At 65.8% G+C, this 23,682-nt stretch carries 21 protein-coding genes; all 21 read right to left on the bottom strand.

Features of this window, described 5'->3' with window-relative positions; all coding sequences use genetic code 11:
* Positions 1-8: 8 nt before the first annotated feature.
* On the bottom strand, positions 9-794 hold the full coding sequence (locus B0E49_RS18230; protein ID WP_077563994.1) for a cell division protein FtsQ/DivIB: 786 nt from the start codon (positions 792-794) through the stop codon (positions 9-11).
* Entirely contained in the window at positions 791-1,786 is a 996-nt protein-coding gene (locus B0E49_RS18225; protein ID WP_077563993.1) for a D-alanine--D-alanine ligase, read from the bottom strand. The genes B0E49_RS18230 and B0E49_RS18225 overlap by 4 nt, the downstream gene beginning before the upstream one ends.
* Entirely contained in the window at positions 1,783-3,219 is a 1,437-nt protein-coding gene (murC, locus tag B0E49_RS18220; RefSeq protein WP_077563992.1) for a UDP-N-acetylmuramate--L-alanine ligase, read from the bottom strand. The genes B0E49_RS18225 and murC overlap by 4 nt, the downstream gene beginning before the upstream one ends.
* Entirely contained in the window at positions 3,216-4,295 is a 1,080-nt protein-coding gene (gene murG, locus B0E49_RS18215; protein WP_077563991.1) for an undecaprenyldiphospho-muramoylpentapeptide beta-N-acetylglucosaminyltransferase, read from the bottom strand. Before murG ends, murC begins: the two co-directional genes overlap by 4 nt.
* Positions 4,292-5,551, bottom strand: a complete 1,260-nt coding sequence (gene ftsW / locus B0E49_RS18210) for a putative lipid II flippase FtsW (protein ID WP_077563990.1) — start codon at positions 5,549-5,551, stop codon at positions 4,292-4,294. The genes murG and ftsW overlap by 4 nt, the downstream gene beginning before the upstream one ends.
* The gene (gene murD, locus B0E49_RS18205) at positions 5,548-7,065 is read right to left on the bottom strand and encodes a UDP-N-acetylmuramoyl-L-alanine--D-glutamate ligase (RefSeq protein WP_077563989.1); all 1,518 of its coding nucleotides are present in this window, start codon (positions 7,063-7,065) and stop codon (positions 5,548-5,550) included. Before murD ends, ftsW begins: the two co-directional genes overlap by 4 nt.
* A gap of 3 nt (positions 7,066-7,068) precedes the next feature.
* Positions 7,069-8,247: a phospho-N-acetylmuramoyl-pentapeptide-transferase gene (gene mraY / locus B0E49_RS18200; RefSeq protein WP_077563988.1), complete on the bottom strand. Its 1,179-nt coding sequence runs from the start codon at positions 8,245-8,247 to the stop codon at positions 7,069-7,071.
* Positions 8,237-9,646: a UDP-N-acetylmuramoyl-tripeptide--D-alanyl-D-alanine ligase gene (locus tag B0E49_RS18195; protein WP_286138104.1), complete on the bottom strand. Its 1,410-nt coding sequence runs from the start codon at positions 9,644-9,646 to the stop codon at positions 8,237-8,239. Before B0E49_RS18195 ends, mraY begins: the two co-directional genes overlap by 11 nt.
* Positions 9,643-11,148, bottom strand: a complete 1,506-nt coding sequence (locus B0E49_RS18190) for a UDP-N-acetylmuramoyl-L-alanyl-D-glutamate--2,6-diaminopimelate ligase (RefSeq protein WP_077563987.1) — start codon at positions 11,146-11,148, stop codon at positions 9,643-9,645. Before B0E49_RS18190 ends, B0E49_RS18195 begins: the two co-directional genes overlap by 4 nt.
* A gap of 3 nt (positions 11,149-11,151) precedes the next feature.
* Positions 11,152-12,897 (bottom strand): peptidoglycan D,D-transpeptidase FtsI family protein, encoded by a 1,746-nt coding sequence (locus B0E49_RS18185; protein ID WP_077563986.1) that lies wholly within the window; start codon positions 12,895-12,897, stop codon positions 11,152-11,154.
* Complete coding sequence (ftsL, locus tag B0E49_RS18180) at positions 12,894-13,196, bottom strand: cell division protein FtsL (protein WP_077563984.1); 303 nt, start codon at positions 13,194-13,196, stop codon at positions 12,894-12,896. The genes B0E49_RS18185 and ftsL overlap by 4 nt, the downstream gene beginning before the upstream one ends.
* On the bottom strand, positions 13,193-14,110 hold the full coding sequence (gene rsmH / locus B0E49_RS18175; RefSeq protein ID WP_077563981.1) for a 16S rRNA (cytosine(1402)-N(4))-methyltransferase RsmH: 918 nt from the start codon (positions 14,108-14,110) through the stop codon (positions 13,193-13,195). The genes ftsL and rsmH overlap by 4 nt, the downstream gene beginning before the upstream one ends.
* Positions 14,111-14,119: 9 nt before the next feature.
* Positions 14,120-14,548, bottom strand: a complete 429-nt coding sequence (gene mraZ / locus B0E49_RS18170; protein ID WP_077563980.1) for a division/cell wall cluster transcriptional repressor MraZ — start codon at positions 14,546-14,548, stop codon at positions 14,120-14,122.
* A 257-nt stretch (positions 14,549-14,805) separates the two neighbouring features.
* Positions 14,806-16,155, bottom strand: a complete 1,350-nt coding sequence (gene hslU / locus B0E49_RS18165) for an ATP-dependent protease ATPase subunit HslU (protein WP_077563978.1) — start codon at positions 16,153-16,155, stop codon at positions 14,806-14,808.
* A 4-nt stretch (positions 16,156-16,159) separates the two neighbouring features.
* Positions 16,160-16,708 (bottom strand): ATP-dependent protease subunit HslV, encoded by a 549-nt coding sequence (hslV, locus tag B0E49_RS18160; protein WP_077563976.1) that lies wholly within the window; start codon positions 16,706-16,708, stop codon positions 16,160-16,162.
* A 72-nt stretch (positions 16,709-16,780) separates the two neighbouring features.
* Positions 16,781-18,505, bottom strand: a complete 1,725-nt coding sequence (locus B0E49_RS18155) for a type IV pilus assembly protein FimV (RefSeq protein WP_077563974.1) — start codon at positions 18,503-18,505, stop codon at positions 16,781-16,783.
* Between the two features lie 41 nt (positions 18,506-18,546).
* Positions 18,547-19,536: an RNA polymerase-binding protein DksA gene (gene dksA, locus B0E49_RS21065; protein WP_502688713.1), complete on the bottom strand. Its 990-nt coding sequence runs from the start codon at positions 19,534-19,536 to the stop codon at positions 18,547-18,549.
* A 238-nt stretch (positions 19,537-19,774) separates the two neighbouring features.
* On the bottom strand, positions 19,775-20,848 hold the full coding sequence (locus B0E49_RS18140; RefSeq protein WP_077563971.1) for a CobW family GTP-binding protein: 1,074 nt from the start codon (positions 20,846-20,848) through the stop codon (positions 19,775-19,777).
* A gap of 219 nt (positions 20,849-21,067) precedes the next feature.
* Positions 21,068-22,003: a tyrosine recombinase XerC gene (locus tag B0E49_RS18135; protein WP_077563969.1), complete on the bottom strand. Its 936-nt coding sequence runs from the start codon at positions 22,001-22,003 to the stop codon at positions 21,068-21,070.
* An 11-nt stretch (positions 22,004-22,014) separates the two neighbouring features.
* On the bottom strand, positions 22,015-22,704 hold the full coding sequence (locus tag B0E49_RS18130) for a DUF484 family protein (RefSeq protein WP_077563967.1): 690 nt from the start codon (positions 22,702-22,704) through the stop codon (positions 22,015-22,017).
* Positions 22,701-23,576 carry a diaminopimelate epimerase gene (gene dapF / locus B0E49_RS18125; RefSeq protein ID WP_077563965.1) on the bottom strand — a complete coding sequence of 292 codons (876 nt, stop codon included), beginning with the start codon at positions 23,574-23,576 and terminating at the stop codon, positions 22,701-22,703. Before dapF ends, B0E49_RS18130 begins: the two co-directional genes overlap by 4 nt.
* Positions 23,577-23,682 lie beyond the last annotated feature (106 nt).

The following is a 23,682-nucleotide window of genomic DNA, read 5'->3' as shown; positions in this document are numbered from 1 at the left end:
TGTTGCCGCTACTTTTTCTTGGGATCCAGGCTGACCGTGGTCACACCGGCCAGCCTGAGCGCGTAACCGTCGGGGTGGCGCAAATCCGCCGACTCCACCGCCGCCGCCGTGCGGCCATAGCGCGAGGTCACCTGGGTCAGCGTGTGCACGAAGCGCTGCACGCGCGCCGTCAATTCATCGGGCGTGCCATGCCCGAGCTCGATCACGGCGCCACTGTCGAGCTGCGCGCGCCAGCCGCCATGCGCCGACAGGCTCAACTGTTCCAGCGTCGCGTCCAGCGGCGCGAACAGGGGGGCGAGCGTCTGGTACATCGCCAGCACGTCCGCGGCCTGATCGAGCGGGCCGCTCAGGTGCGGCAGATCGTCCTGGTCGATGTCATCGGTATTCGCCTCGAAGACTTCGCCGAAGTTGTTGAGCAGGGTGGATTCGCTGTCCGCGCCCCAGTACGCCACGGGCTGCTGCTCCTGCAGCAGCACCTGCAAGCGGTTCGGAAACTCGCGGCGCACCACGGCGCGGCGCACCCAGGGAACGGCTTCGAAGGCGCTGCGCGCGCGCGCCAGATCCACCGTGAAGAAGTTGCCGCTGAGCCGGGACGTGACGTTGGCACGCAAGGTCACGACATTGTTGTGCACCAGGTCGCCCTGCACCGTGATGCGGCCGATCGCGAACACCGGGTTGCGCACGGCCCACCAGGCCGCCGCCGCCAGCACCATGGCGCCGCAGACCAGGAACAGGACCGAGGCGGTCAGGTTCATGATCTTGACGTCGAACGGCACGGGCAGCGATTCGGTCATGGGGTGGCCTTTGGCTTGTAGTCCAGCGTCGCCAGCGCGAGCACCCCGACGCACAGGTCTTCGTAGCTGATGCCCGCGGCCCGGGCCGACATCGGCACCAGCGAGTGGCCCGTCATGCCGGGCGAGGTGTTCATCTCCAGCAGGAACGGCTTGCGGTCGCTGGCGCGGATCATCAGGTCGGCACGGCCCCAGCCGCGGCAATCGAGGGTGCGGTACGACGCCAGCACGAGGCGCTGGATCTCGCGCTCCTCGGCCGCGGGCAGGCCGCTCGGGCACTGGTACTGGACCGTGTCGGTGAAGTACTTGTTCTGGTAGTCGTAGGCACCGTCGGGCGCATTGATGCGGATCACCGGCAGCGCGCGTGCCCCGGCGCCGCGGCCCAGCACCGGGCAGGTCACCTCTTCACCCTCGATGAATTCCTCGCACAGCACGTCCGGGTCGTAGCTGGCCGACAGGCGCACCGCGTCCTGCATCTGTGAATAGCCCTTGACCTTGGTGACGCCGATCGAGGAGCCCTCGCGCGGCGGCTTGACGATCAGCGGCAGGCCCAGCTCATCGGGCACGGCGAGCACCTGCTGATGCGTCTGGTGGTCCGGTGCCAGGCACACATACCTGGGCGTGGGCAGGCCCTCGGCACTCCAGACCCGCTTGGTCATGACCTTGTCCATCGCGATGCTCGATGCCATCACGCCCGGCCCGGTGTAGGGAATGCCGAGCAGCTCGAGCGCGCCCTGCACCGTGCCGTCTTCGCCATAGCGGCCGTGCAGCGCGATAAAGCAGCGCGCAAAACCTTCGCGCTTCAGATCACCCAGGTCGCGCTCGGCCGGATCGAAGGCGTGCGCGTCGACACCGCGCGTGCGCAGCGCCTGCAGCACGCCGTGGCCCGACATCAGCGAGACTTCGCGCTCGGCCGACTGGCCGCCCAGCAGCACGGCGACCTTGCCCAGGCTGATCCCGTCGATCTTGCCAAAATTTGAAAGAATCTGGCTCATAACCCCTGTCCTGTCTGCACAATCAGCTCTCGTTTTTGTAGCAACTCGAGAACCTTGGCCGGCACCGTGCCGATCGTGCCGGCGCCCATGCACAGCACCACGTCGCCCTCCAGCGCGTTGTCCAGGATGGCCTGCGGCATGGCGGCGATGTCGTCCACGAACACCGGCTCGACCTTGCCGGCGACGCGCAGCGCGCGCGCCAGCGTGCGGCCGTCGGCGGCCACGATCGGCGCTTCGCCGGCGGCATACACCTCGGCCAGCAGCACGGCGTCGGCCTGGCCGATGACCTTGATGAAATCCTCGAAGCAGTCGCGCGTGCGGGTATAGCGGTGCGGCTGGAACGCCAGCACCAGGCGCCGGCCCGGAAAGGCACCGCGCGCGGCGGCCAGCGTGGCCGCCATCTCGACCGGATGGTGGCCGTAGTCGTCGATCAGCGTGAAGGTACCAGCACCCGTTTTGGCCGGCACCTCGCCATAGCGCTGGAAGCGGCGCCCGACGCCGCGGAACTCCGCGAGCGCCTTCAGCACCGCCGCATCGGGCACATTCAACTCCACCGCCACTGCGATCGCCGCCAGCGCGTTGCGCACGTTGTGCTCGCCGGCCAGGTTCAGCACGATGTCCAGGTCGGGCAGCGTGACGCCGTTGCGCCGCTGCACCCTGAAGTGCATCTGTCCGCCGACCGCACGCACGTCGAGCGCCCGCACCTGCGCGTCCTCGTTCATGCCATAGCTGGTGATCGGGCGGGTGACCTCGGGCGCGATCTCGCGCACGGCGGCATCGTCGGTGCACAAAATGGCGGTGCCATAGAAGGGCATGCGCGCCAGGAAATCGACGAACGCGGCCTTGAGTTTGCCGAAGTCGTGGCCATAGGTTTCCATGTGATCCGCGTCGATGTTCGTCACGACGGCCATCACGGGCAGCAGGTTCAGGAAGGAGGCGTCCGACTCGTCCGCCTCCACCACGATGTAGTCGCCACTGCCCAGCCGGGCGTTCGCGCCGGCACTGTTCAGGCGCCCGCCGATCACGAAGGTCGGATCCAGCCCGGCCTCGGCCAGCACGCTGGCGACCAGGCTGGTGGTGGTGGTCTTGCCGTGCGTGCCGGCAATCGCAACGCCCTGCTTCAGGCGCATCAGCTCGGCCAGCATGAGGGCGCGCGGCACCACCGGGATCTTCTTCCCGCGCGCGGCGATCACCTCGGGGTTGTCCTGCCGCACGGCGGTAGAGGTGACGACAGCGTCCGCGCCCACCACATGCTCGGCCGCATGGCCGACAAAGGTCTTGATCCCCAGCCCACCCAGCCGTTTGAGCGTGACACTGTCGGACAGGTCGGAGCCCGAGATGGTGTAGCCCAGGTTCAGCAGCACTTCGGCAATGCCGCTCATGCCCGCGCCGCCAATGCCGACGAAGTGAATATGTTTGATGGCGTGCTTCATGAGGTCAGCTCCTCGCAGGCGGTGACCACGTCGCGCGTGGCATGTATTTTTTGCATCTTTTTGGCCTGTAGCGCACGCGCCAGCAGCGCAGGCCGCTCCGTTTTCTGTAGCATCTGCGCCAGCCGCTCGGGGCTCAGCTCGCTTTGCGGCACGAGCCAGCCGCCGCCCTGCGCCACCAGGAAGTTGGCGTTGCCCGTCTGGTGGTCGTCCACCGCCGAGGGGAACGGTACAAAGACGGCAGCCGCACCGACCGCGGCGATCTCGGTCACGGTGCTGGCGCCGGCGCGGCAGACGATCAGGTCGGCGTCGGCAAAGGCCTGCGCCGTGTCGTCGATGAAGGGCGTGAGCTCGGCAGTCACGCCGGCACGCGCGTAATTGGCGCGCAACGCGTCGATTTGCGCGGCGCCGCTTTGGTGCGTGACCACGGGGCGCTGCGCCTGCGGAATCAGGGCCAGCGCCTGCGGCACGACTTCGTTGAGCGCGCGCGCGCCGAGGCTGCCGCCCACCACCAGCAGGCGCAGCGGGCCGCTGCGCCCGGCAAAGCGCGTTTGCGGATCGGCCTGGCAGGTGAACGCCGTGCGCAGGGGGTTGCCCACCCACCGGGCCTTTTTCAGCACGTCGGGGAAGGCCGTGAACACGCGCGCGGCCACGCTGGCGAGCAGCCGGTTGGCCATGCCGGCCACCGAGTTCTGCTCGTGCAGCACCAGCGGCTTGCGCAGCAGCGCGCTCATCAGGCCTGCGGGGAAGGTGATGTAGCCGCCCAGCCCCACCACCACATCGGGCTTGACGCGGCGCAGCACCTGCAGGCTTTGCCAGAACGCCTTGAGCAGGCGCAGCGGCAGCAGGGCCAGCGTGGCCAGGCCCTTGCCGCGCACGCCCGAGAAATCGATGCTCTCGAAGGCAAAACCACGCGGCGGCACCAACTGGCTTTCCATGCTCGGCTGGCCGGGACGGCCGCGACCGCCAAGCCAGTGCACGCGCCAGCCGCGCTCGCGCAGGGCCTGCGCCACTGCCAGACCCGGGAAAATGTGGCCGCCGGTGCCGCCGGCCATGACCAGGGCGCATTTCTGGTTCATGCGCGCCGCCCTCCCCGCATCAACTGCCGGTTCTCGTAGTCGATGCGCAGCACCAGGGCGATGCTCACCAGGTTCATCAGGATGGCCGAGCCGCCATAGCTCATCAGCGGCAGGGTCAGGCCCTTGGTCGGCAGCGCGCCCAGGTTCACTCCGATGTTGATGAAGGCCTGAAAGCCGATCCAGATGCCCACGCCCTGGGCCACCAGCCCTGCGAACACCCGGTCCAGCGCGATCGACTGGCGACCGATGTGCATGATGCGCCGGATCAGCCAGAAAAACAGGCCGAGCACGCACAGCACGCCGACCAGGCCGAACTCCTCGCCGATCACCGCCAGCAGGAAGTCGGTATGCGCCTCGGGCAGCCAGTGGAGTTTTTCGACGCTGCCGCCCAGCCCCACGCCAAAGATCTCGCCGCGGCCGATCGCGATCAGGGAGTGCGACAGTTGGTAGCCCTTGCCCAGCGCGTTGTGTTCGGTCCACGGATCCAGGTAGGCAAAGATGCGCTCGCGGCGGAATTCGGAGGTGGCAATCATCAGGCTGAACGCCACCACGAGCAGGGTCGCGATCAGGAAGAACATGCGCGCGTTCACGCCGCCCAGGAACAGGATGCCCATGGCAATGATGGCAATCACCATGAAGGCGCCCATGTCGGGCTCGGCCAGCAACAGCACACCGACCACCGCCACGGCAACCGCCATCGGCAGCACGGCGCGGAAGAATTTTTCCTTCACTTCCATCTTGCGCACCATGTAGTCGGCGGCATAGATCACCATGGCCAGCTTGGCCAGCTCGGAGGGCTGAAAGTTCATGAAGCCCAGGGGAATCCAGCGGCGTGCGCCGTTGACGCTGTGGCTCATGTGCGGAATCAGCACGGCAACGAGCAGCAGCAGGGACGCCACAAACAGCCAGGGCGCCACCTTTTCCCAGGTGGCGAGCGGAATCTGGAACGTGATCAGGGCGGCCACGAATCCCACCGCGAGCGAGAGCACATGCATCATCAGGAAATGCGTCGGTGCGTAGCGCGCAAACCGGGGGTTGTCGGGCATCGCAATGGTGGCCGAGTACACCATCACCAGGCCCCAGGCCAGCAGCGCCACCGTGACCCACAGCAAAGTCTGGTCGAAGCCGGCCATGCTCGCGCGCGCGCGGCTTTTTCGGCCGAAGTCAGCCCCGCCAATGCGCACCGGCAGCGCTTGCGCCGTGACGTTGGGCAGGCCGCCGAACCAGCCCGAAATCTGCTGCAGGACGGCCTTCATGCGGCGCCCTCCAGTGGCATACCGGCCTGTGCGCCCAGCGCCGCCACCGCGTCGCGGAACACCTGGGCGCGGTGCCCGTAGTTGTCGAACATGTCGAAGCTGGCGCAGGCCGGCGACATCAGCACGGCATCGCCGGAGCGGGCCTGCCGGCTGGCCTGCAGCACGGCCTCTTGCATCGTGTCCGCCTCGATCAGCGGCACGCCGGTGGTCTCGAGCGCGGCGCGAATTTTCGGGCCGTCGCGCCCGATCAGAACGGCTGCCCGTGCATGGCGCGCCACCGGCGCGGCCAGCGGCGCGAAGTCCTGCCCCTTGCCGTCGCCGCCCAGAATCACCACCACGCGGCGCTCGGCGCCCAGACCGTACAGCGCCGCAACGGTGGCGCCGACATTGGTGCCCTTGCTGTCGTCGAAATATTCCACGTCGTGCACGATGCCGATCGGCTCCACGCGGTGCGCCTCGCCGCGGTATTCCCGCAGCCCGTACAACAGCGGACCGAGCGCGCAGCCGGCGGCACCAGCCAGCGCCAGCGCGGCCAGCGCGTTGACCGCGTTGTGACGGCCGCGGATGCGCAGCGCATCGGCCGGCATCAGGCGCTGGATGTGGATCTCCGGCTCGTCACCCTTGCGTTTCCTGATGGTTTCGTCGGCCTCCAGCGCGCGCACCAGCCACGCCATGCCGTTGACCAGTTCGATGCCGAAATCGCCGGGGCGCTGCGGCATGTCGCCGCCGAACGTGAGGTAGTCGCGCTGCGTCGTCTTGCCACCTTTCACCTTGATCGGTGCGGGCAGCATGGCCATCACCTGCGGGTCTTCGCGGTTCAGCAACATCAGCGCGTGCTGCCCGAAAATCCGTGACTTGGCATCCGCATAGGCTTGCATCGTGCCGTGCCAGTCGAGGTGGTCCTGGCTCAGGTTGAGCACCGTGGCGGCCGTGGGCTCGAAGTCGGCCACGCCGTCGAGCTGGAAGCTGGAGAGCTCCAGCACCCAGACCTCGGGCAGGCTGCCCGCGTCCATTTTCTCGGTCAGTGTGCCCAGCAGCGTCGGGCCGATGTTGCCCGCGGTGACGACCGATTTTCCGGCCCGCTCGATCAACTGGCCGGAGAGCGAGGTGACGGTGGTTTTGCCGTTGGTGCCGGTAATGGCCAGCACCTTGGGCGCGTAATCCTGGCTTTGCTTCAACTCCGCCAGCGCCTGAGAAAAGAGATCCAATTCGCCGCCAACCCACAACCCTTGTGCGCGAGCCGCTCCTGAAACCGTAGCAACCACGGCCGGCGCCAGGCCCGGACTCTTGAACACGGCGCGCACGGATGAGCCTTCCACCAGTGCCGCATCGAACGCGCCACTGACAAAATGCGCGGCCGGCACATCGCGCTGGAGCGCCTCGCGCTGGGGCGGCGACTCGCGGGTGTCCGCCACCGTGACCTGCGCGCCGCAGCGCGCGCACCAGCGCGCCATCGCCAGGCCGGAATGCCCCAGGCCCAGGATCAGAACGTGTTGGTTTGCAAGCGGGTGCACGTCTTACCTCAGCTTCAGGGTGGACAGGCCGAGCAGGCACAGCAGCATGGTGATGATCCAGAAGCGCACCACAATCTGCGTTTCCTTCCAGCCGCTCTTCTCGAAGTGATGGTGCAGCGGCGCCATCTTGAGGATGCGGCGGCCTTCGCCAAACCTCTTTTTGGTGTACTTGAAATACATCACCTGCGCCATCACCGAGATCGCCTCGACGACGAAAATGCCGCCCATGATGGCCAGCACGATTTCCTGGCGCACGATCACCGCGATGGTGCCGAGCGCCGCGCCCAGCGCCAGCGCGCCGACGTCGCCCATGAAGACCTGTGCCGGGTAGGTGTTGAACCATAAAAAGGCCAGACCGGCGCCGGCCATGGCCGAGCAGAAGATCAGCAGCTCGCCGGAGCCCGGAATGTGGGGAAAGAACAGGTATTTGGAGTACACCGCACTGCCGGTCACATAGGCGAACACGCCCAGCGCCGAGCCCACCATCACCACCGGCATGATGGCCAGTCCGTCCAGCCCGTCCGTGAGGTTCACCGCGTTGCTGGCGCCCACGATGACCAGATAGGACAGGAACACGAATCCGAACACGCCCAGCGGGTAGCTGGTCTCCTTGAAAAACGGCAGTTGCAGGCCGGCCTTGGGCGGCAGGCTCACATCGAAGCCCGAGCGGACCCAATCGAAGAACAGCTCCAGCACCCGCAGGTTGGAGTTTTCGGAAATGCTGAACACCAGGTACAACGCCGCCAGCAGGCCGATCACGGACTGCCAGAAGTACTTCTCGCGCGAGCGCATGCCCTCGGGGTCCTTGTTCACCACCTTGCGCCAGTCGTCGACCCAGCCGATGGCGCCGAAGCCCAGCGTGACCAGCAGCACGATCCAGACGAAGCGATTCGAGAGATCGAACCAGAGCAGGGTCGAGACGGCGATCGACAGCAGGATCAGCACGCCGCCCATGGTCGGCGTGCCGCTTTTGCTCAGGTGCGATTCCATGCCATAGCCGCGGATGGGCTGGCCGATCTTGAGTTCGGTCAGGCGGCGGATCACGGCGGGGCCGGCCGCGAGGCCGATCAGCAGCGCCGTCATGGCCGCCATCACGGCGCGAAAGGTCAGGTACTGGAACACCCGAAAGCCGCCGAATTCCGGGGACAGGGTTTGCAGCCACTGGGCGAGGCTAAGCAGCATGGCCTTCTTCCTGATTTTGTTGTTGTGCGTGAGCGGTGATGGCCTGCACCACGCGTTCCATCTTCATGAAGCGCGAGCCCTTGACCAGCACGCTGGCGCGGCGCGGCAGTTCGGCCAGCACGGCAGCGTTCAGCGCCGCAATATCGTCGAAATGCCGGCCGGCGCCGAAACTTGCGCCCGCCTGGGCCGACTGCGCGCCGAGCGTGAACAGCGCCTCCACGCCCAACGCCCGCGCATGGGCACCGACCTCGGCGTGGAACTGCGGACCCTGGTCGCCCACCTCGCCCATGTCGCCGAGCACCAGCAGGCGCGGCCCCGGCAGTTCCGCCAGCACCTCGATGGCGGCGCGCACCGAATCGGGGTTGGCGTTGTAGGTATCGTCCACCACGGTGATGGCGCGGCCCGCCAGCGTGAGGCCGAGCGCGCGCGAGCGGCCCTTGACCGGCTCGAAGCTGCCCAGACCCTGCACGATCGCGGCCAGCGGCACACCGGCGGCCAGCGTGCAGGCCACGGCAGCCAGCGAGTTGCGCACGTTGTGGCGGCCGGCGATGTGGAGCTCGTAAGCCAGCGGCCCAGCGGGCGTTTGCACGCTCACCAGCCAATGCCCCTGCGTCCACTCGGTACCGGCCAAACTGACATCGGCGCCAGCAGCGGTGCCGAAACTCATGCAGGCACGCGCGCCAGCGAGCGCCGTCCAGATCGGGGTGTAGGCGTCGTCTGCCGGAAACACGGCGACGCCGCTGGCCGCCAGCGACTCGATCACCGCGCCGTTTTCATACGCCACGGCCTGCACCGTGGCCATGAACTCCTGGTGCTCGCGCTGCGCGTTGTTGACCAGCGCCACGGTGGGCCGGGCGATGTCGGCCAGACAAGCGATCTCGCCGGGGTGGTTCATGCCCAGCTCGATCACCGCGACCTCGTGCGCGGCGCGCAGGCGCAAAAGCGTGAGCGGCACGCCGATGTCGTTGTTGAGGTTGCCCTGGGTGGCGAACGCGGCATCCCCCTTCCAGGCGCGCAGGATGGCGGCGATCATCTGCGTCACCGTGGTCTTGCCGTTGCTGCCCGTGACCGCAATCAGCGGCAGCTTGAACTGCGCGCGCCAGCCGGCCGCGAGCGCGCCAAGGGCGCGCTTGCTGTCGGCCACTTCAATGCCGGCCAGACCCGCCTCGGCCAGACCGCGCTGCGCGATGGCGGCCGCGGCGCCGCGAGCCCTGGCGTCTGCCAGAAAATCGTTGGCGTCGAAATGCTCACCCTTGAGCGCCACGAACAGGTCGCCGGCCTGCAGCGTGCGCGTGTCGCTGTGCACGCGCTGCACGGGCGTCGCGCCGTCGCCCACGAGCCGGCCGCCGGGAATCCAGGCCAGCGCCTGCTGCAAGGTCATCATGGGGGCATCGCTCATGCTTCCACCTCCCTGCGTTGCAGCGCCTGGCGGGCGTGGGTCTTGTCGGAGAACGCGTGCCGCACGCCCGCGACCTCCTGGTAGTCTTCGTGCCCCTTGCCGGCGATCAGCACCACGTCCTGTGCGCCGGCCTGCGCCACGGTCTCGGCGATGGCCAGCGCCCGGTCGGGCTGCACATGCGCCGCATCCTGCCGGCTCAGGCCGCGCAGAATCTGGCCGATGATGGCATCGGGGTTTTCGCTGCGCGGGTTATCGCTGGTCACCACCACGTGGTCGGCGTTTCTCTGCGCGATGGCGGCCATCAGCGGACGCTTGCCGGCGTCGCGGTCGCCGCCGCAGCCGAACACGCACCAGAGTCGCCCGCCACGTTGCTGCGCCAGCGGCCGCAGGGCTAGCAGGGCCTTGTCGAGCGCATCGGGCGTGTGGGCGTAGTCGATCGCCACCAGCGGCTGCTCCGGCCCGGCGACGCAGTCCATGCGCCCCGGCACCGGCAGCAGGTTCTGGCAGGCTTGCACGGCATCTTGCAACGCCACGCCCATGGCACGCAGGCCCCCGATCACGCACAGCAGATTGGAGACGTTGTACTGGCCGATCAACGGCGTGGCGAGCTCATGACGCTCCTCGCCCTCCACCACCGAAAAGCACAGGCCCTGCAAGGGACCTTGCGTTGCATAGCCGATGCAGTGAGCCTGCAGCCGCGCCGGCGTGTCCACGGCACAGGACACAGTCCACACGTCGATCTCGCGGCCCGCCAGCGACGCGGCCAGTGCCGCGCCGTGGGTGTCGTCCACGTTGATCACGGCGGCCTGCAGGCCGGGCCAGCGAAACAGCCCGGCCTTGGCCTGCCAGTAAGCCTGCATGGAGCCGTGGTAGTCCAGGTGGTCCTGTGTCAGATTGCTGAAGAGGGCGACCCGGATGCGGGTGCCGTCCAGGCGCCGCTCCGCCAGGCCGATGGACGAGGCTTCGATGGCGCAGGCGCGCAAGCCTTCGTCCACGAAGCGGCGGAAGTGCTTTTGCAGCAGCACAGGGTCCGGCGTGGTCAGTCCGTTGAATTCCACCTGCGGCGGCCGGCCAATGCCCAAAGTGCCTATTAACCCGCATGGAATAAGCGCGGGTTGCTTCACATTTGATAGCGCCTGCGCCAACCACCAGGCGATCGAGGTCTTGCCGTTGGTGCCCGTGACCGCGAGCACGTCGAGCTTGAGCGTCGGCGCCTCGAAGTACGCCGCCGCAATCGGCCCGGTCGCGGCCTTGAGGCCGGCATAGCTCGCGATCGCGTCGCCTTCGAAGCCAAAGGCCTCGACGCCCGCCTGTTCGACCAGACAGGCGCCGGCGCCCTGTGCCAATGCCGCCGCAACGTAGCGGCGGCCGTCCGTGGCCGCCCCCGGCCAGGCGACAAAACCGTCGCCCGGGCCCACGGACCGGCTGTCGGCCTGCAGCGTGCCACGCACGCGGGCGTGCAGCCAGCGCGAGGCTTCAACGGGAGTGCACAGGGTCTTCATGCTTTAGAAGCTCTCTTTGACGCTGTTCGCCACGATTTCGGGCTTGACCGCCAGATCGGGAGGCACGTTCATGATCCGCAGCGTCTGCTGCACCACCTGGCTGAACACCGGCGCGGCCACCAGACCGCCAAAGTACTGGCCGCCACTGGGCTCATCGATCATCACGGCCACGATGATGCGGGGTTTGTCGATGGGCGACATGCCGGTATACCAGGCGCGGTATTTGTTGCTGGCATAGCCTTTGCCGACCTGCTTGTGCGCCGTGCCGGTCTTGCCGCCCACCGAATACCCCATGGTCTGCGCCAGCGGCGCGGTGCCCCCGGGGCCGGCGGCCATATGGAGCATCTTGCGCACCTCGCCCACCACCTTGGGCGTGAACACCGGCACACCGACCGCCGGCGTGTCGCTTTTCAGCAGGGTCACCGGGATGATGCCGCCATCGTGCGCAAATGCCGTGTACGCGTGCGCAATCTGGAGCAGGGAGGCCGACAGGCCGTAGCCATACGACATCGTGGCCTGCTCGATCGGCCGCCATGTCTTCCAGGGCCGCAGACGGCCCGTGACGGCGCCGGGAAAGGTGACCTGGGGTTTCTGGCCAAAACCGACGGCGGTGAAGGCGTTCCACATCTCCTGCGCCGACATGCGCTGCGATATTTTGGTCGCGCCCACGTTGCTGGACTTCTGGATCACCCCTTCCACCGTGAGCACGCCGAAGTTGCTGTCGTCGTGGATGGTTGCCCCCGCCACCGTGATGCGGCCGGGCGAGGTATCGATCACCGTCTGCGGCGTGATGCGCCCGAGCTCCAGCGCCGTCGCCACGGTGATGGGCTTCATCGTCGAGCCGGGTTCGAACACGTCGGTCATGGCCCGATTGCGCAACTGCTCGCCGGTCAGGTTCTGCCGGTTGTTGGGGTCAAAGCTCGGGTAATTGGCCATCGCCAGCAGCTCGCCCGTGATGGCGTCGAGCACCACGACGCTGCCCGCCTTGGCCTTGTTGGCGACCACCGCATCGCGCAGCTTCTGGTAGGCGAAAAACTGCACCTTGCTGTCGATGCTGAGTTGAATGTCCTTGCCTTCGACCGGCGCCACCTGCTCGCCGACGTCTTCGACCACCCGCCCGAGCCGGTCCTTGATCACGCGGCGCGAACCGGCCTTGCCCGCCAGATCCTTGTTGAACTCGAGCTCGATCCCCTCCTGCCCGGTGTCCTCGACGTTGGTGAAACCCACCACATGCGCCGCAGACTCCCCTTCGGGGTACTGGCGCTTGTATTCCTTGCGCTGGTAAATGCCCTTGATGCCGAGGGCCGCGATGGCTTTGGCGATCGGCTCATCGACCTGGCGCTTGATCCAGACGAAGGTCTTGTCCTCGTCCTTGAGCTTCTTGTCGAAGTCTTTCTGCGGCATGCCGAGCAAACTGGCAACCTGGCGGAGCTTGGCTTGCACCGCCGGGTCATCGCGCTCGATGTCTTCGGGAATGGCCCAGATGCTGGGCGCCGGCACGCTGGAGGCCAGGATCTGGCCGTTGCGGTCCAGAATGCGGCCGCGGTAGGCGGGCAGCGCCAGGGTGCGCGCGAAACGCACCTCACCCTGCTTCTGGAAAAAATCGTTGTCGATCACCTGCACGTAGGCCGCGCGCGCGGCGAGCACGACAAACCCCATGGCAATGGCCGCCACAATGAACTTGCTGCGCCAGACGGGGGTCTTGCTCGCGAGCAGCGGGCTGGAGGTATAGAGAACGCTTTTGCTCACGGCGCGCCCCCATTTGAAGGCGCGCTGGCGGCCGCGGCGCTGTAGGTCACGTATTGCGTGATGGCTGGCGACGCCGGGCGCATTTGCAGCTTGGCCCTGGCCAGCTGCTCCACCCGCCCCGGCGTGGCCTGGGTGCGTTTTTCCACCTGCAGCCGGTCGTTGTCCTGCGCCAGTTTCTGCGCCTCGGAGTTGGCCTTGTCGAGCGCCGTGAACAGCCGGCGCGACTCGTACTGGGTATTCACGAGGTACAGCGCACTGACCAGCACGGCGAGCAGCAGGACCAGGTTCAAGCGCGTCATGCCATCACCCCGGTTCTTTCGGCCACACGCATCACCGCGCTGCGCGCCCTAGGATTCTCCGCTACTTCGGCAGCACCCGGTTTGATGCGGCCCAGCGCCTTGAGCTTCATGGCCTGGGGCGGCGCAAAGGGAACCCGGCGATCGAACGTCTCACGCGCATGCCTCGCGATGAATTGCTTGACGATGCGGTCTTCCAGCGAATGGAAACTGATCACCACCAGTCGACCTCCGGGTTGCAGTACATGAAGACTGGCCTCTAGCGCCTGTTGCAGCTCTTCAAGCTCGGCGTTGATGAAAATCCGAAAAGCCTGAAATGTGCGCGTTGCAGGGTTCTGGCCCGGCTCGCGGGTTTTGACCGCGCCAGCCACGAGTTCGGCCAGCTCGGCGGTGGTTGAAACTGGGCCCCGTTCCTGTCGGCGAGCAACAATCGCCTTTGCAATGGCGCCAGCAAACCGTTCTTCACCGTAGTCACGTATCACCTCCGTGATCTGTTGAATGGGCGCCGTGGCCAGCCACTCGGCCACGCTCTCGCCGCGCGTGGTGTCCATGCGCATGTCCAGCGGGGCATCGAACCTGAAACTGAAGCCGCGCACCGGATTGTCGATCTGTGGCGAGCTGACCCCCAGGTCCAGCAGCACGCCGGCCACGCTGGCCGGCGGCAAGTCCGCAAGCCGGCGAAAGCTCTCGTGGCGAATCGAAAAGCGCGGATCGCCGATGGTCGCCGCCTCGGCCACCGCATCGAGGTCCTTGTCGAAGGCCACCAGCCGTCCTTGCGGCGAGAGCCGGGACAGGATCAGGCGCGAGTGGCCACCGCGCCCGAAAGTGGCGTCGATGTAGCAGGCATCCGGGTTGCTGAGAAGAGCTTCGACTGCTTCGGTCAACAAGACGGTGGTGTGTTTCCATGAGGTGTCCACCGCCGGCCTTCAGAAGGAGAAGTCCTTGAAGACGTCGGGCATGTCACCCTGCATCGCCTTCGCTTCCTGGGCGTCGTAGGTCGCCTTGTCCCAGAGCTCAAAATGATTGCCCATGCCCAGCAGCATGGTGTCCCGGGCAATGCCGGCCGCCTCGCGCAACTCGGGTGACACCAGCACGCGGCCGGTGGCGTCCATGTCGACGTCCATCGCGTTACCCAGAAAAATACGCTTCCACCACTGGGCCGACATGGGCAGCGCGGCAATACGCTCGCGAAACTTCTCCCATTCGGGTCGCGGGAAAACCATCAGGCAACCGTGCGGATGCTTGGTGATGGTGAGCTGGCCCGAGGCGGTGGCGCTCAGCACGTCGCGGTGCCGCGTCGGCACCGACAGGCGCCCTTTGGCATCCAGACTGAGAGACGAAGCCCCTTGAAACACGACAGCACACCCTCGCTAGGTTAATCAGCCCTTAAGTGAGTGCCGTAAAGACACTTTTCACCACTTAATTGCACTTTTTTGCACTGTAGCAGGAAAAAGGCCCGCCGCAAGAGGGGTTACAACAAAATTTTGTAATGAAATCAAAGACTTAGACACGATTTTGCAAGCAAGAAATGCCAAAAAATCATTCTAAATTAAGCACTTAGCGCCAGCTATGAAAGTAATGCTTGAAGGCAGGCCGGTGCTGCCGGGCGTCCTCAGAGAATGTAGCGGGACAAATCCTCGTTGGCGCTGAGTTCCTTGAGCCGCGCATCGACGTAGGCGGCGTCGATCGTGATGGTCTGCCCACCGAGCCGGGTCGCATCAAAACTGACCTCATCAAGCAACCGCTCCATCACCGTCGAGAGCCGCCGCGCACCGATGTTTTCCGTGCGTTCGTTGACTTCGAATGCGATATTCGCCAGCCGCGTGATGCCTTCGGGTGAAAACTCGATGCTGACGTTTTCCGTCGCCAGCAGCGCCTGGTATTGCTTGACCAGCGAGGCATGGGTCTGCGTCAGGATGGCTTCAAAATCCTGCACCGAGAGCGACTGCAGCTCCACGCGGATCGGAAAGCGCCCCTGCAGTTCGGGAATCAGGTCGCTCGGCTTGCTCAGGTGGAATGCGCCGGACGCAATGAACAGGATGTGGTCGGTCTTGACCACTCCGTATTTGGTGGACACCGTCGTGCCTTCGACCAGCGGCAGCAGGTCGCGCTGCACCCCCTGGCGGGACACCTCGGCACCGCCAGCGTCGCTGCGCGAGGTCACCTTGTCGATCTCGTCGATGAACACGATGCCGTTTTGCTCGGCCATGTGCAGGGCCTGCGACTTAATGTCGTCGTCGTTCACCAGCTTGGCGGCTTCTTCATCGACCAGCAGCTTCATCGCATCAAGGATCTTGAGCTTGCGGGTCTTGCGCTTGGGGCTGCCAAACTGGCTGAACAGGCCGCGCAGCTGCTCGGTCATCTCTTCGGTGCCGGCCGGCCCCATGATCTCGAGCTGCGGCCGGGCATCGGCCAGTTCGATCTCGATCTCCTTGTCGTCGAGCTGGCCTTCGCGCAACTTCTTGCGAAACACCTGACGTGCCGTGCTGTCGGGCGCCGCCAGGGCGCCCTGCCAGGCGCCCGCATCAACGCTGGCCAGCGCCCGAGCCGGCGGAATCAGGATGTCGAGAATGCGGTCCTCCGCCGCGTCCTGCGCGCGTGTGCGAAATTTGCGCATCTCGGTCTCGCGCATCTGCTTGACCGCCACATCGGCCAGATCGCGAATGATGGAGTCCACGTCCTTGCCGACATAACCCACTTCGGTGAACTTGGTGGCCTCGACCTTGATGAACGGCGCGTCGGCCAGCCGCGCCAGGCGGCGCGCGATCTCGGTCTTGCCCACACCCGTGGGACCAATCATCAGAATATTTTTCGGGGTGATCTCGCTGCGCAGCTTTTCATCCACCTGCTGGCGCCGCCAGCGGTTGCGCAGCGCAATCGCCACGGCACGCTTGGCCTGGTTTTGCCCAACGATGTGGTTGTCGAGTTCGGAGACGATCTCCTGCGGGGTCATGGAGGACATTTTTTCAATTCAGGGTTTCGATGGTGTGGTGCATGTTGGTGTAGATGCACAGCTCACCGGCAATGGCAAGCGACTTTTTGACGATGTCGCGGGCCGGCAGATCGGTGTTGTCGAGCAGCGCCCTGGCCGCCGCCTGGGCATAGGCGCCGCCCGAGCCGATGGAGATGATGCCGTGCTCGGGCTCCAGCACATCGCCGTTGCCGGTGATGATGAGCGACGCATCCTTGTCGGCGACGGCGAGCATCGCCTCCAGCCGGCGCAGCACACGATCGGTGCGCCAGTCCTTGGTCAGCTCGATGGCGGCGCGCACCAGCTGGCCCTGGTGTTTTTCAAGCTTGGCCTCGAAGCGTTCGAACAGGGTAAAGGCGTCGGCCGTCGCCCCGGCGAAACCGGCCAGTACCTGGTCGTGGTACAGCTTGCGCACCTTGCGCGCCGTGCCCTTGACGACGATGTTGCCCAGCGTGACTTGTCCGTCACCGCCGATAGCCACCTCAACACCGTTGGCCGTGACGCGGCGCACGCTGACGATGGTGGTTCCGTGAAATTGTTCCATGGCGCTTAGTTGAGGCTGATCGATGCGAATGCAAGAATGCGCGCGGATGCGCGCTGCGGGCCGGCGACCGGCTCAGTCCGCCCGGGGAATCACCCGGGCAACTTCGTTGATACCGATGACGTTGAAAAAAGCCGCCACCAGCCGGTGCACATCGTTGAACTGGGCCTGATGACCCTGCGTGTGCTGGGCGGAAGCCCAATTCAGCAGTGTGCCTGCGGCCGAAAAATCGACGCGGATCAACTTGTCGCAGGAGATCACCATGATATCGGCGCCCGACAGTTTGGCGTCCAGCTCATCGAGCACGCTCGTGGCGTCGCCCGTGATCTCCCCGGCCAGTGCCAGTGTGCGTGTGCGCAATGGCGCAGGCTGGCTCGCCGTCAGGCCCGAATCCCCCAACTCGCCCGGCAATGTGGATACAGGCGCGTCGTCCTGCGTCACCTCGCCAATGATCGCGTGGCCGGCCATATCGGCGCCGTCCGCGTCGAGCGGCTCGTAACTGCAGCGCGCCTGCTCCCAGGAAGGCGGGGAGACCTCGTAGGTCACGCAGTAGGTCAGCGCAACCATCTCGAACTCATCGGGCTGGTTCGTCAGGCGCAGCACCTCCATGCGCAGGCGCCACAACTCCTGGGTGACGGACTTGTCGCCTTGGGGGGTGGCTTTCCTGAGCACTTCGTCAAGCTGATGCGCCCCGACGAATTGCAATTGCACCGGCTGCGCACTCCAGAACGCAAACAGCTGGCGCAGCGGCGCCACGGCCGCATCTTCCACGTTTGAGAGCCGGGTCCAATCCAGCCGCCAGGGGGGAGGCGCGCCGGCAAGGGCCGCATTGAGCGCCGCCACGGTCTGCACCCCTACGCTGGCAGGGCTGGTCCAGTTCACGGCCCGCGCTGCCGGCTTGGCGGGCAGGACGGGTGCGGCCATATGCCCCACGCTGTCGGGCATCGAGAACCACACTGGCGCGGAGCGCTCGAACTGCCGCGCGAAGTCGATCGCCGCCGACTCGAAGCGGCCCTGCTCCCCGATGGCCCGGTACAAGTCGAACAGGGTCATCCAGGTTTCTTCATGCTTGCCGCGCGTGCCCTGGGGGCCCAAAGCTTCCAGCAAACCCGCCTCGGCACCCGCATCGTCCCCATTGGCAAAACGGATGGAGGCTTCCTCCAGCTCGGGATCGTGGGCAAACGCCTGCACCTCGACCGCCAGCGGGCCTGCATTGTCAAATCCGCTCACCGGGTGGCCGCCTGCGCCGCCCGGCGCCATGACAAAGTCAGCGGCAAGGGGGGATGGCAAGGTCGGTTCCGCGTAGTGCGGCGTCGCCAGCGGCGCCGGATCCGTCACGGCATAGTGGGCGGCCCGGGCGGCCGGCGACAAGACGGGCGCCGCGTTGATGCCGCCAGTGCTGTCGGCGCCCGAGGCACTGCTGCCGTGCGAGGACGAGTTGCCGCTCTTGGTCTTCCACCACTGCATCGACATCTGCGCCTCGATCTCGTCGATCTTTTTCAGCGTCGAGGCGCGATCATCCGGCTTGGAGGGAATGCTGCTCTGGAAAAAAGAGGGGGGTGCGGCAAAATCATGACCCACCAGGGATTCCCGGCGGCGAATTTTGCGCAGCATGTCGAACTCGCGCTTGCGCACAAAATCGTTGCGCCGCTTGCGCTCGATCATCTCCTTGAGCACCTGCTTGCTGTAGGTGCTCTCGCGGTCCGTTTCCTGGTGGTCGAGATCAGCCCAGTTCGTCGTCGGATTGCGCACGAACTTCACCACCTTGGACAGCAAACCGCCGTTGTCGTCTTTGAGCATATGGCTACTGGGGTGATGAATACAGTTGGCTGCGGAAAACGTCAGTCGCCAAACATTTTCTGCTTGAGTTCGCGGCGCTGCTGCGCCTCCAGCGACAAGGTCGCCGTCGGCCGGGCCAGCAGGCGCGGGACACCGATGGGCTCGCCGGTTTCATCGCAATAACCATAGTCGCCCGCATCGATGCGCTGGATCGACTGCTCGATCTTCTTGAGCAGTTTGCGTTCGCGATCGCGCGTGCGCAGCTCCAGCGCATGCTCTTCCTCGATGGTGGCGCGGTCGGCAGGGTCCGGCACCACCACGGTGTCCGCACGCAAATGCTCGGTCGTCTCGCCCGCACTATTGAGGATATCCATCTTGAGTTGCAGCAGCTTGAGACGGAAAAAAGCCATCTGCTTCTCGTTCATGTATTCCGAGTCGGGCATGGCAATGATTTCGGCGTCACTGAGTTGCTCTGCCGTCTTGGTTTTCCAGTTGCCGGCCAGCTTGGGGTCCTTGCGGGCGGCCACGTGAGGTGCCGGCGCAAACACGGGCACCGACGTTGTTTGTGAATAGCTCGATTTGGCCGCCGTTGAAGCAACCGCAGGCGCCATCGAGGGCACGGTCAGTTGGGCCAGCCTGGACGAGCGCTTGGGCGCCGGCGCGGGGGTTGCAGTGAGAGTAGACATGGAGGATTTGACCGGTTTGGGAGCCGCCACCGCTTTGGCCACCGGTTTTTCAACCGGCTTGGCCACTTTGGAGCTTGGCTTGGTAATGGATGTGACGGGGACTGCCGACGAAGCCCTGACGGGTTTCGCAACAGCAGCCGCCTTCTTCGGACTAGGGGGCGAGGCCTTTTCAACTGGCGCGGCCGTTTTTGCAGCCCCTGCTGCGACAGGTTTGCGGGCCGCGACCTTTGGTCTCGCTGCCTTTTTGGCCGCAGGCTTGGCGACCTTGGCGGCCGGCTTCGCGGCCGCCTTGGACACTGGCCCGGCCTTGGGAGCCGGTTTCTGCAATTTGACTGCAGTCTTGGGGGTTTTAGGTTGCACTTTCACTTCTTGTCTCCTCACCGTACTGGCCGGCGCGTGCGCCTGCTGCACGTCGCCTGAACCAGCCTCCCCAGGTGATTTGTGGTCTTTAATCACGTGAGTTATACCCTTATTGTTGACCTTCGAGGGCTTGTTTTGCGGGTTTTCACCGGCGCGCGATTGTATCGGCTCAAGCCAGCCCATTGCCATGCGTTGCAGAATCGAGACAAACATTTCACTCCAAATCAGGCTTTAGGCAACAAATTCACACCAGACACTGCTCAAGTCCCTGCAGCAGGATGTCTTTGGGCAATTCGATACCGATGAAGACCATTTTGCTGGTGCGTTGCTCGCCCTGCGCCCATGCCGGACCGAGATCGCTGCCCATCAACTGGTGCACACCCTGGAAGATCACCTTGCGATCGGTGCCCTTCATGTTGAGCACGCCCTTGTAGCGCAGCATGCGCGGCCCGTAGATGTTGACGATGGCGCCCAGAAAATCTTCGAGCTTGGCCGGATCGAGCATGCGATCGGACTTGAAGGCAAAGCTTTTCACATCATCGTCGTCGTGATGGTGATGCAGGTGGCCGCCCTCCTCGCCGTGTTCGTGCTGGTGCGATGGATGGTCGCAGTGCTCACCGTGCGCGTGATCATGGTCGTGATGATCGTGGTCGTGCTCCTCTTCCTTGAGGAAGTCCGGGTCGATGTCCAGCTTGGCATTGAGATTGAAGCCGCGCAGGTCGAACACTTCCGAGATCGGCACGTCGCCGAAGTTCACGGCGCGCTGCGGCGCGCGCGGGTTCATGTGCTTGATGCGGTGGATCAACGCATCCACCTCGTCTTTCGCAACCAGATCGGTCTTGCTGATGAAGATCTGGTCGGCAAACCCGATCTGGCGCCGCGCCTCCTGGCGCTCGTTGAGCTGGCCTGCCGCGTGCTTTGCATCGACTAGCGTCAGGATGGAGTCGAGCAGGTAGCTCTCGGCAATTTCGTCGTCCATGAAGAAGGTTTGCGCCACCGGGCCGGGGTCGGCCATGCCGGTGGTCTCGATCACCACCCGGTCGAAGTCCAGCTCTCCCTTGCGCTTTTTCTCGGCCAGATCCCGCAGCGTGGCGCGCAGGTCTTCGCGGATGGTGCAGCAGATGCAGCCATTGCTCATCTGGATGATCTGCTCGGTGGTGTCCGACACCAAAATATCGCTGTCGATGTTTTCTTCGCCGAATTCATTCTCGATCACGGCGATTTTCTGGCCGTGGGCCTCGCTCAGAACGCGCTTGAGCAGCGTGGTTTTGCCGGAGCCCAGAAAGCCGGTAATGATGGTTGCAGGAATAAGGCTCATGGCGCTCCAATCGGGTGAGGGCAGGGACCAGTCTGCGGTGCGCTCCGCGGTCGCTGCCGCGGGGTTGGGTCCATCTTTTGCAGGTGGGAAGTTTAGCGGCCCTTTCAATAAGGGCCATTCCCGGATAACCACCCATCTTTTCGGGTATTTCTCCCGGGGAAACCCGAAACCGGAGGGCTGTCCGGTGCGTCGGCCGATCAACCCGCCGGCGCCGCGCCATCAGGGCTTGCTGCGGCTCAGCTTGGCTCGGGGATGCGCCGCGTCGTAGGCGCGGGCCAGGTGCTGGAAATCGAGCCGGGTATAGACCTGCGTGGTGGTGATGTTGGCGTGGCCCAGCATTTCCTGCACCGCGCGCAGGTCGCTGCTGGACTGCAGCAGGTGGCTGGCGAACGAGTGGCGCAGCATGTGCGGATGTACCGGCGTGGCGAGGCCCGCCTGCAGGCTGCGCCGGCGCAGACGCTGCCAGATCGACTGCGCGCTCAGGCGCGTGCCGTTGCGGCCCACGAACAGGGCCGGCGCATCCCCGGGCACGCCCACCGCCTGGCTGCGCAGCGCCAGCCAGCGCTGCAGCGCCTCCAGGGCCTTGGCGCCGACCGGCGTGCTGCGGCGCTTGCTGCCCTTGCCCAGCACATGGGCCTCGGCGCCTTCCAGGTCGATCCAGCCGCGTGCCGAGGCGCTGGCCGCCGCATCGAGCCCGACCAGCTCGCCCACGCGCAGGCCGCAGCCGTAGAGCAGCTCCACCATGGCGGCGTCGCGCGCCTCCAGCCAGGGATCGCCGGCTTCGCTGTGGTAGCCGGCCAGTTGCATGGCATCGTCCACGCTCAGCGCCTTGGGCAGCGGCTTGGGCGCCTTGGGTGAGCGCACATCCTGCACCGGGTTGCTGGCGACACGGCCTTCGCGCCCCAGCCAGGCGTAGAACCCGCGCCAGCCCGACAGGATCAGCGCAATGCCGCGCCCGCTGCGCCCGCCACCGTGCATCTGCGCCACCCAGCGGCGAATGTGGGCGTTTTGCACCTGCGTCAGTTCGACCTTGGCCTCAAAGGCATAGGCGGCCAGCTTTTGCAGGTCGAGCGCATACAGCTCCACCGTGCGCTGGGCGAGGCGCTTTTCGACCCGGACGTGCTCCAGGTAGCGCTCGACCAGTTCCTGGCTCATGACTTGGCGCGTCAGGCGTCCGGGTGGCGCAGCCGGGACAGGGCGGCGCTGGCCAGCTCGGCGATGCGCTCGAGGAAATCGGTGCCCATGCCGCTGTTGAAACGCTGCGAATCGGGCGAGGCCAGCACGATCAGCCCGAAGGCCTGCGGGGCCAGCCCCGCGCGCAGCGGGATCAGCACCAGCGACTGCGCCGTGACCGGATCCGGCAGCCAGCTCACGGCCTCGAAGCCGGCATTCACACCGCAGTAGGACGTGGTCAGCGAGGAAGCAAAGATTTTTGCATCCTCGCTCACCCCCTTGGCGAACGCCTCGGCAGCAAAGGCGGGCGCCACATCCCAGACCCGGATCGCCGCCTGCGGCACCACGAACTGCGCCTGCAGCTCATCCACGATGCGCTGCGGCAGATCGCGCGCGCTGGGCGCGAGAAACAGCTCGCGGGTCCAGCGCTGCAGCTTGTCGGCGATCACCACGTTCTCGCTGCCGTTGCGGATCATCTCCATGATGCGCTGCTCGAGTGCCCGGATTTTGTCGCGCAGCATTTCGGCCTGGCGCTCCTGCAGGCTCACGGCGCGGCTGCCGTGCGGGCTGGTGAGCTGCACCGCTGCCAGCAGCTGGGCGTGGCGCTCGAAAAAGTCGGGCGTGTTGGCCAGGTAGTTGGCGATGTCGTCTTCGGTGATCGGGTTCATGGTGTTGATGTTCATAGCGTGTCCGGAATTTCAATGTCGCCTTCAAAGACGGTGGTCGCCGGGCCGGTCATCAGCACCGGGGCATCGCCGCCGGCCCATTCGATGGTCAAGGCTCCGCCGCGCGTGGCCACCTCGACCCGGCCATCGAGCAGGCCGAGCCGGATGCCCGCAACCACGGCCGCGCAGGCGCCGGTGCCGCAGGCCAGCGTTTCGCCGGCACCGCGCTCGTACACGCGCAGCCGGATCTGCGAGCGGCTCAGCACCTGCATGAAACCCGCGTTGACCCGGTTCGGAAAGCGCGGGTGGTGTTCAATCAGCGGGCCCTCGTAGAGCACGGGCGCCGTCTCCACGTCATCCACCAGCTGCACCGCATGCGGATTACCCATGGACAGGATTGCTACATATTTTATAGCATCCTGCGAAGAACCATCAAGGGCTAGAGGCCATTTTTGCCATGCACCCACGGCTTGTGGCTGCAGGCCGGCGGCGTCGAACGGAACGCGCGGCAGGTCGAACACGGGCGCGCCCATGTTCACCGTCACGCGGCCATCCAAGCCCAGGCGCGGCTCGATCACCCCGCCCAGGGTCTGCACCCGCAGCGCGTCCCGGGTGGCCAGGCCGTGGTCGCGCACATAGCGCACGAAGCAGCGCGCGCCGTTGCCGCACTGCTCGACCTCGCCGCCGTCGGCGTTGTGGATCACGTACTCGAAGTCGATGCCGGGCGCCGGGCTAGCGCGTACCGACAGGATCTGGTCGGCCCCCACGCCAAAGTGGCGATCCGCCAGAAAGCGGTAGTGCTCGCGCGTCAGTCCCAGCCGGGCGCGCGTCTCGTCGAGCACGACAAAGTCATTGCCCGCCCCCTGCATCTTGGTGAAGCGAATTCGCATGGGCTGCATTATCGACGCAGCGGTGCGGACGCGGCGACGGGCCGCCCCGAGCAAGTTCAGCCCCCTCGGGGGGCAGCGCAGTACGCGCAGCGACAAGCGTGGGGGC

The sequence above is a fragment of the Polaromonas sp. C04 genome (genome assembly GCF_002002705.1).
Lineage (GTDB): Bacteria > Pseudomonadota > Gammaproteobacteria > Burkholderiales > Burkholderiaceae_C > Rhodoferax_A.
Note: the sequence above shows the minus strand (reverse complement) of the source record. Positions and strands in the feature narration are given on the sequence as shown.

Excerpts from the sequence above, each read along its gene's own strand:
- B0E49_RS18130 (WP_077563967.1), bottom strand. The coding sequence starts at position 22,704 with ATGAACATCAACACCATGAACCCGATCACCGAAGACGACATCGCCAAC.
- dapF (WP_077563965.1), bottom strand. The coding sequence starts at position 23,576 with ATGCGAATTCGCTTCACCAAGATGCAGGGGGCGGGCAATGACTTTGTC.
- hslV (WP_077563976.1), bottom strand. The coding sequence starts at position 16,708 with ATGGAACAATTTCACGGAACCACCATCGTCAGCGTGCGCCGCGTCACG.
- hslU (WP_077563978.1), bottom strand. The coding sequence starts at position 16,155 with ATGTCCTCCATGACCCCGCAGGAGATCGTCTCCGAACTCGACAACCAC.
- ftsL (WP_077563984.1), bottom strand. The coding sequence starts at position 13,196 with ATGACGCGCTTGAACCTGGTCCTGCTGCTCGCCGTGCTGGTCAGTGCG.
- murG (WP_077563991.1), bottom strand. The coding sequence starts at position 4,295 with ATGAACCAGAAATGCGCCCTGGTCATGGCCGGCGGCACCGGCGGCCAC.
- B0E49_RS18135 (WP_077563969.1), bottom strand. The coding sequence starts at position 22,003 with ATGAGCCAGGAACTGGTCGAGCGCTACCTGGAGCACGTCCGGGTCGAA.
- B0E49_RS18140 (WP_077563971.1), bottom strand. The coding sequence starts at position 20,848 with ATGAGCCTTATTCCTGCAACCATCATTACCGGCTTTCTGGGCTCCGGC.
- B0E49_RS18155 (WP_077563974.1), bottom strand. The coding sequence starts at position 18,505 with ATGCTCAAAGACGACAACGGCGGTTTGCTGTCCAAGGTGGTGAAGTTC.
- B0E49_RS18190 (WP_077563987.1), bottom strand. The coding sequence starts at position 11,148 with ATGAAGACCCTGTGCACTCCCGTTGAAGCCTCGCGCTGGCTGCACGCC.
- B0E49_RS18230 (WP_077563994.1), bottom strand. The coding sequence starts at position 794 with ATGACCGAATCGCTGCCCGTGCCGTTCGACGTCAAGATCATGAACCTG.
- ftsW (WP_077563990.1), bottom strand. The coding sequence starts at position 5,551 with ATGAAGGCCGTCCTGCAGCAGATTTCGGGCTGGTTCGGCGGCCTGCCC.
- B0E49_RS18195 (WP_286138104.1), bottom strand. The coding sequence starts at position 9,646 with ATGAGCGATGCCCCCATGATGACCTTGCAGCAGGCGCTGGCCTGGATT.
- B0E49_RS18225 (WP_077563993.1), bottom strand. The coding sequence starts at position 1,786 with ATGAGCCAGATTCTTTCAAATTTTGGCAAGATCGACGGGATCAGCCTG.
- mraY (WP_077563988.1), bottom strand. The coding sequence starts at position 8,247 with ATGCTGCTTAGCCTCGCCCAGTGGCTGCAAACCCTGTCCCCGGAATTC.
- murC (WP_077563992.1), bottom strand. The coding sequence starts at position 3,219 with ATGAAGCACGCCATCAAACATATTCACTTCGTCGGCATTGGCGGCGCG.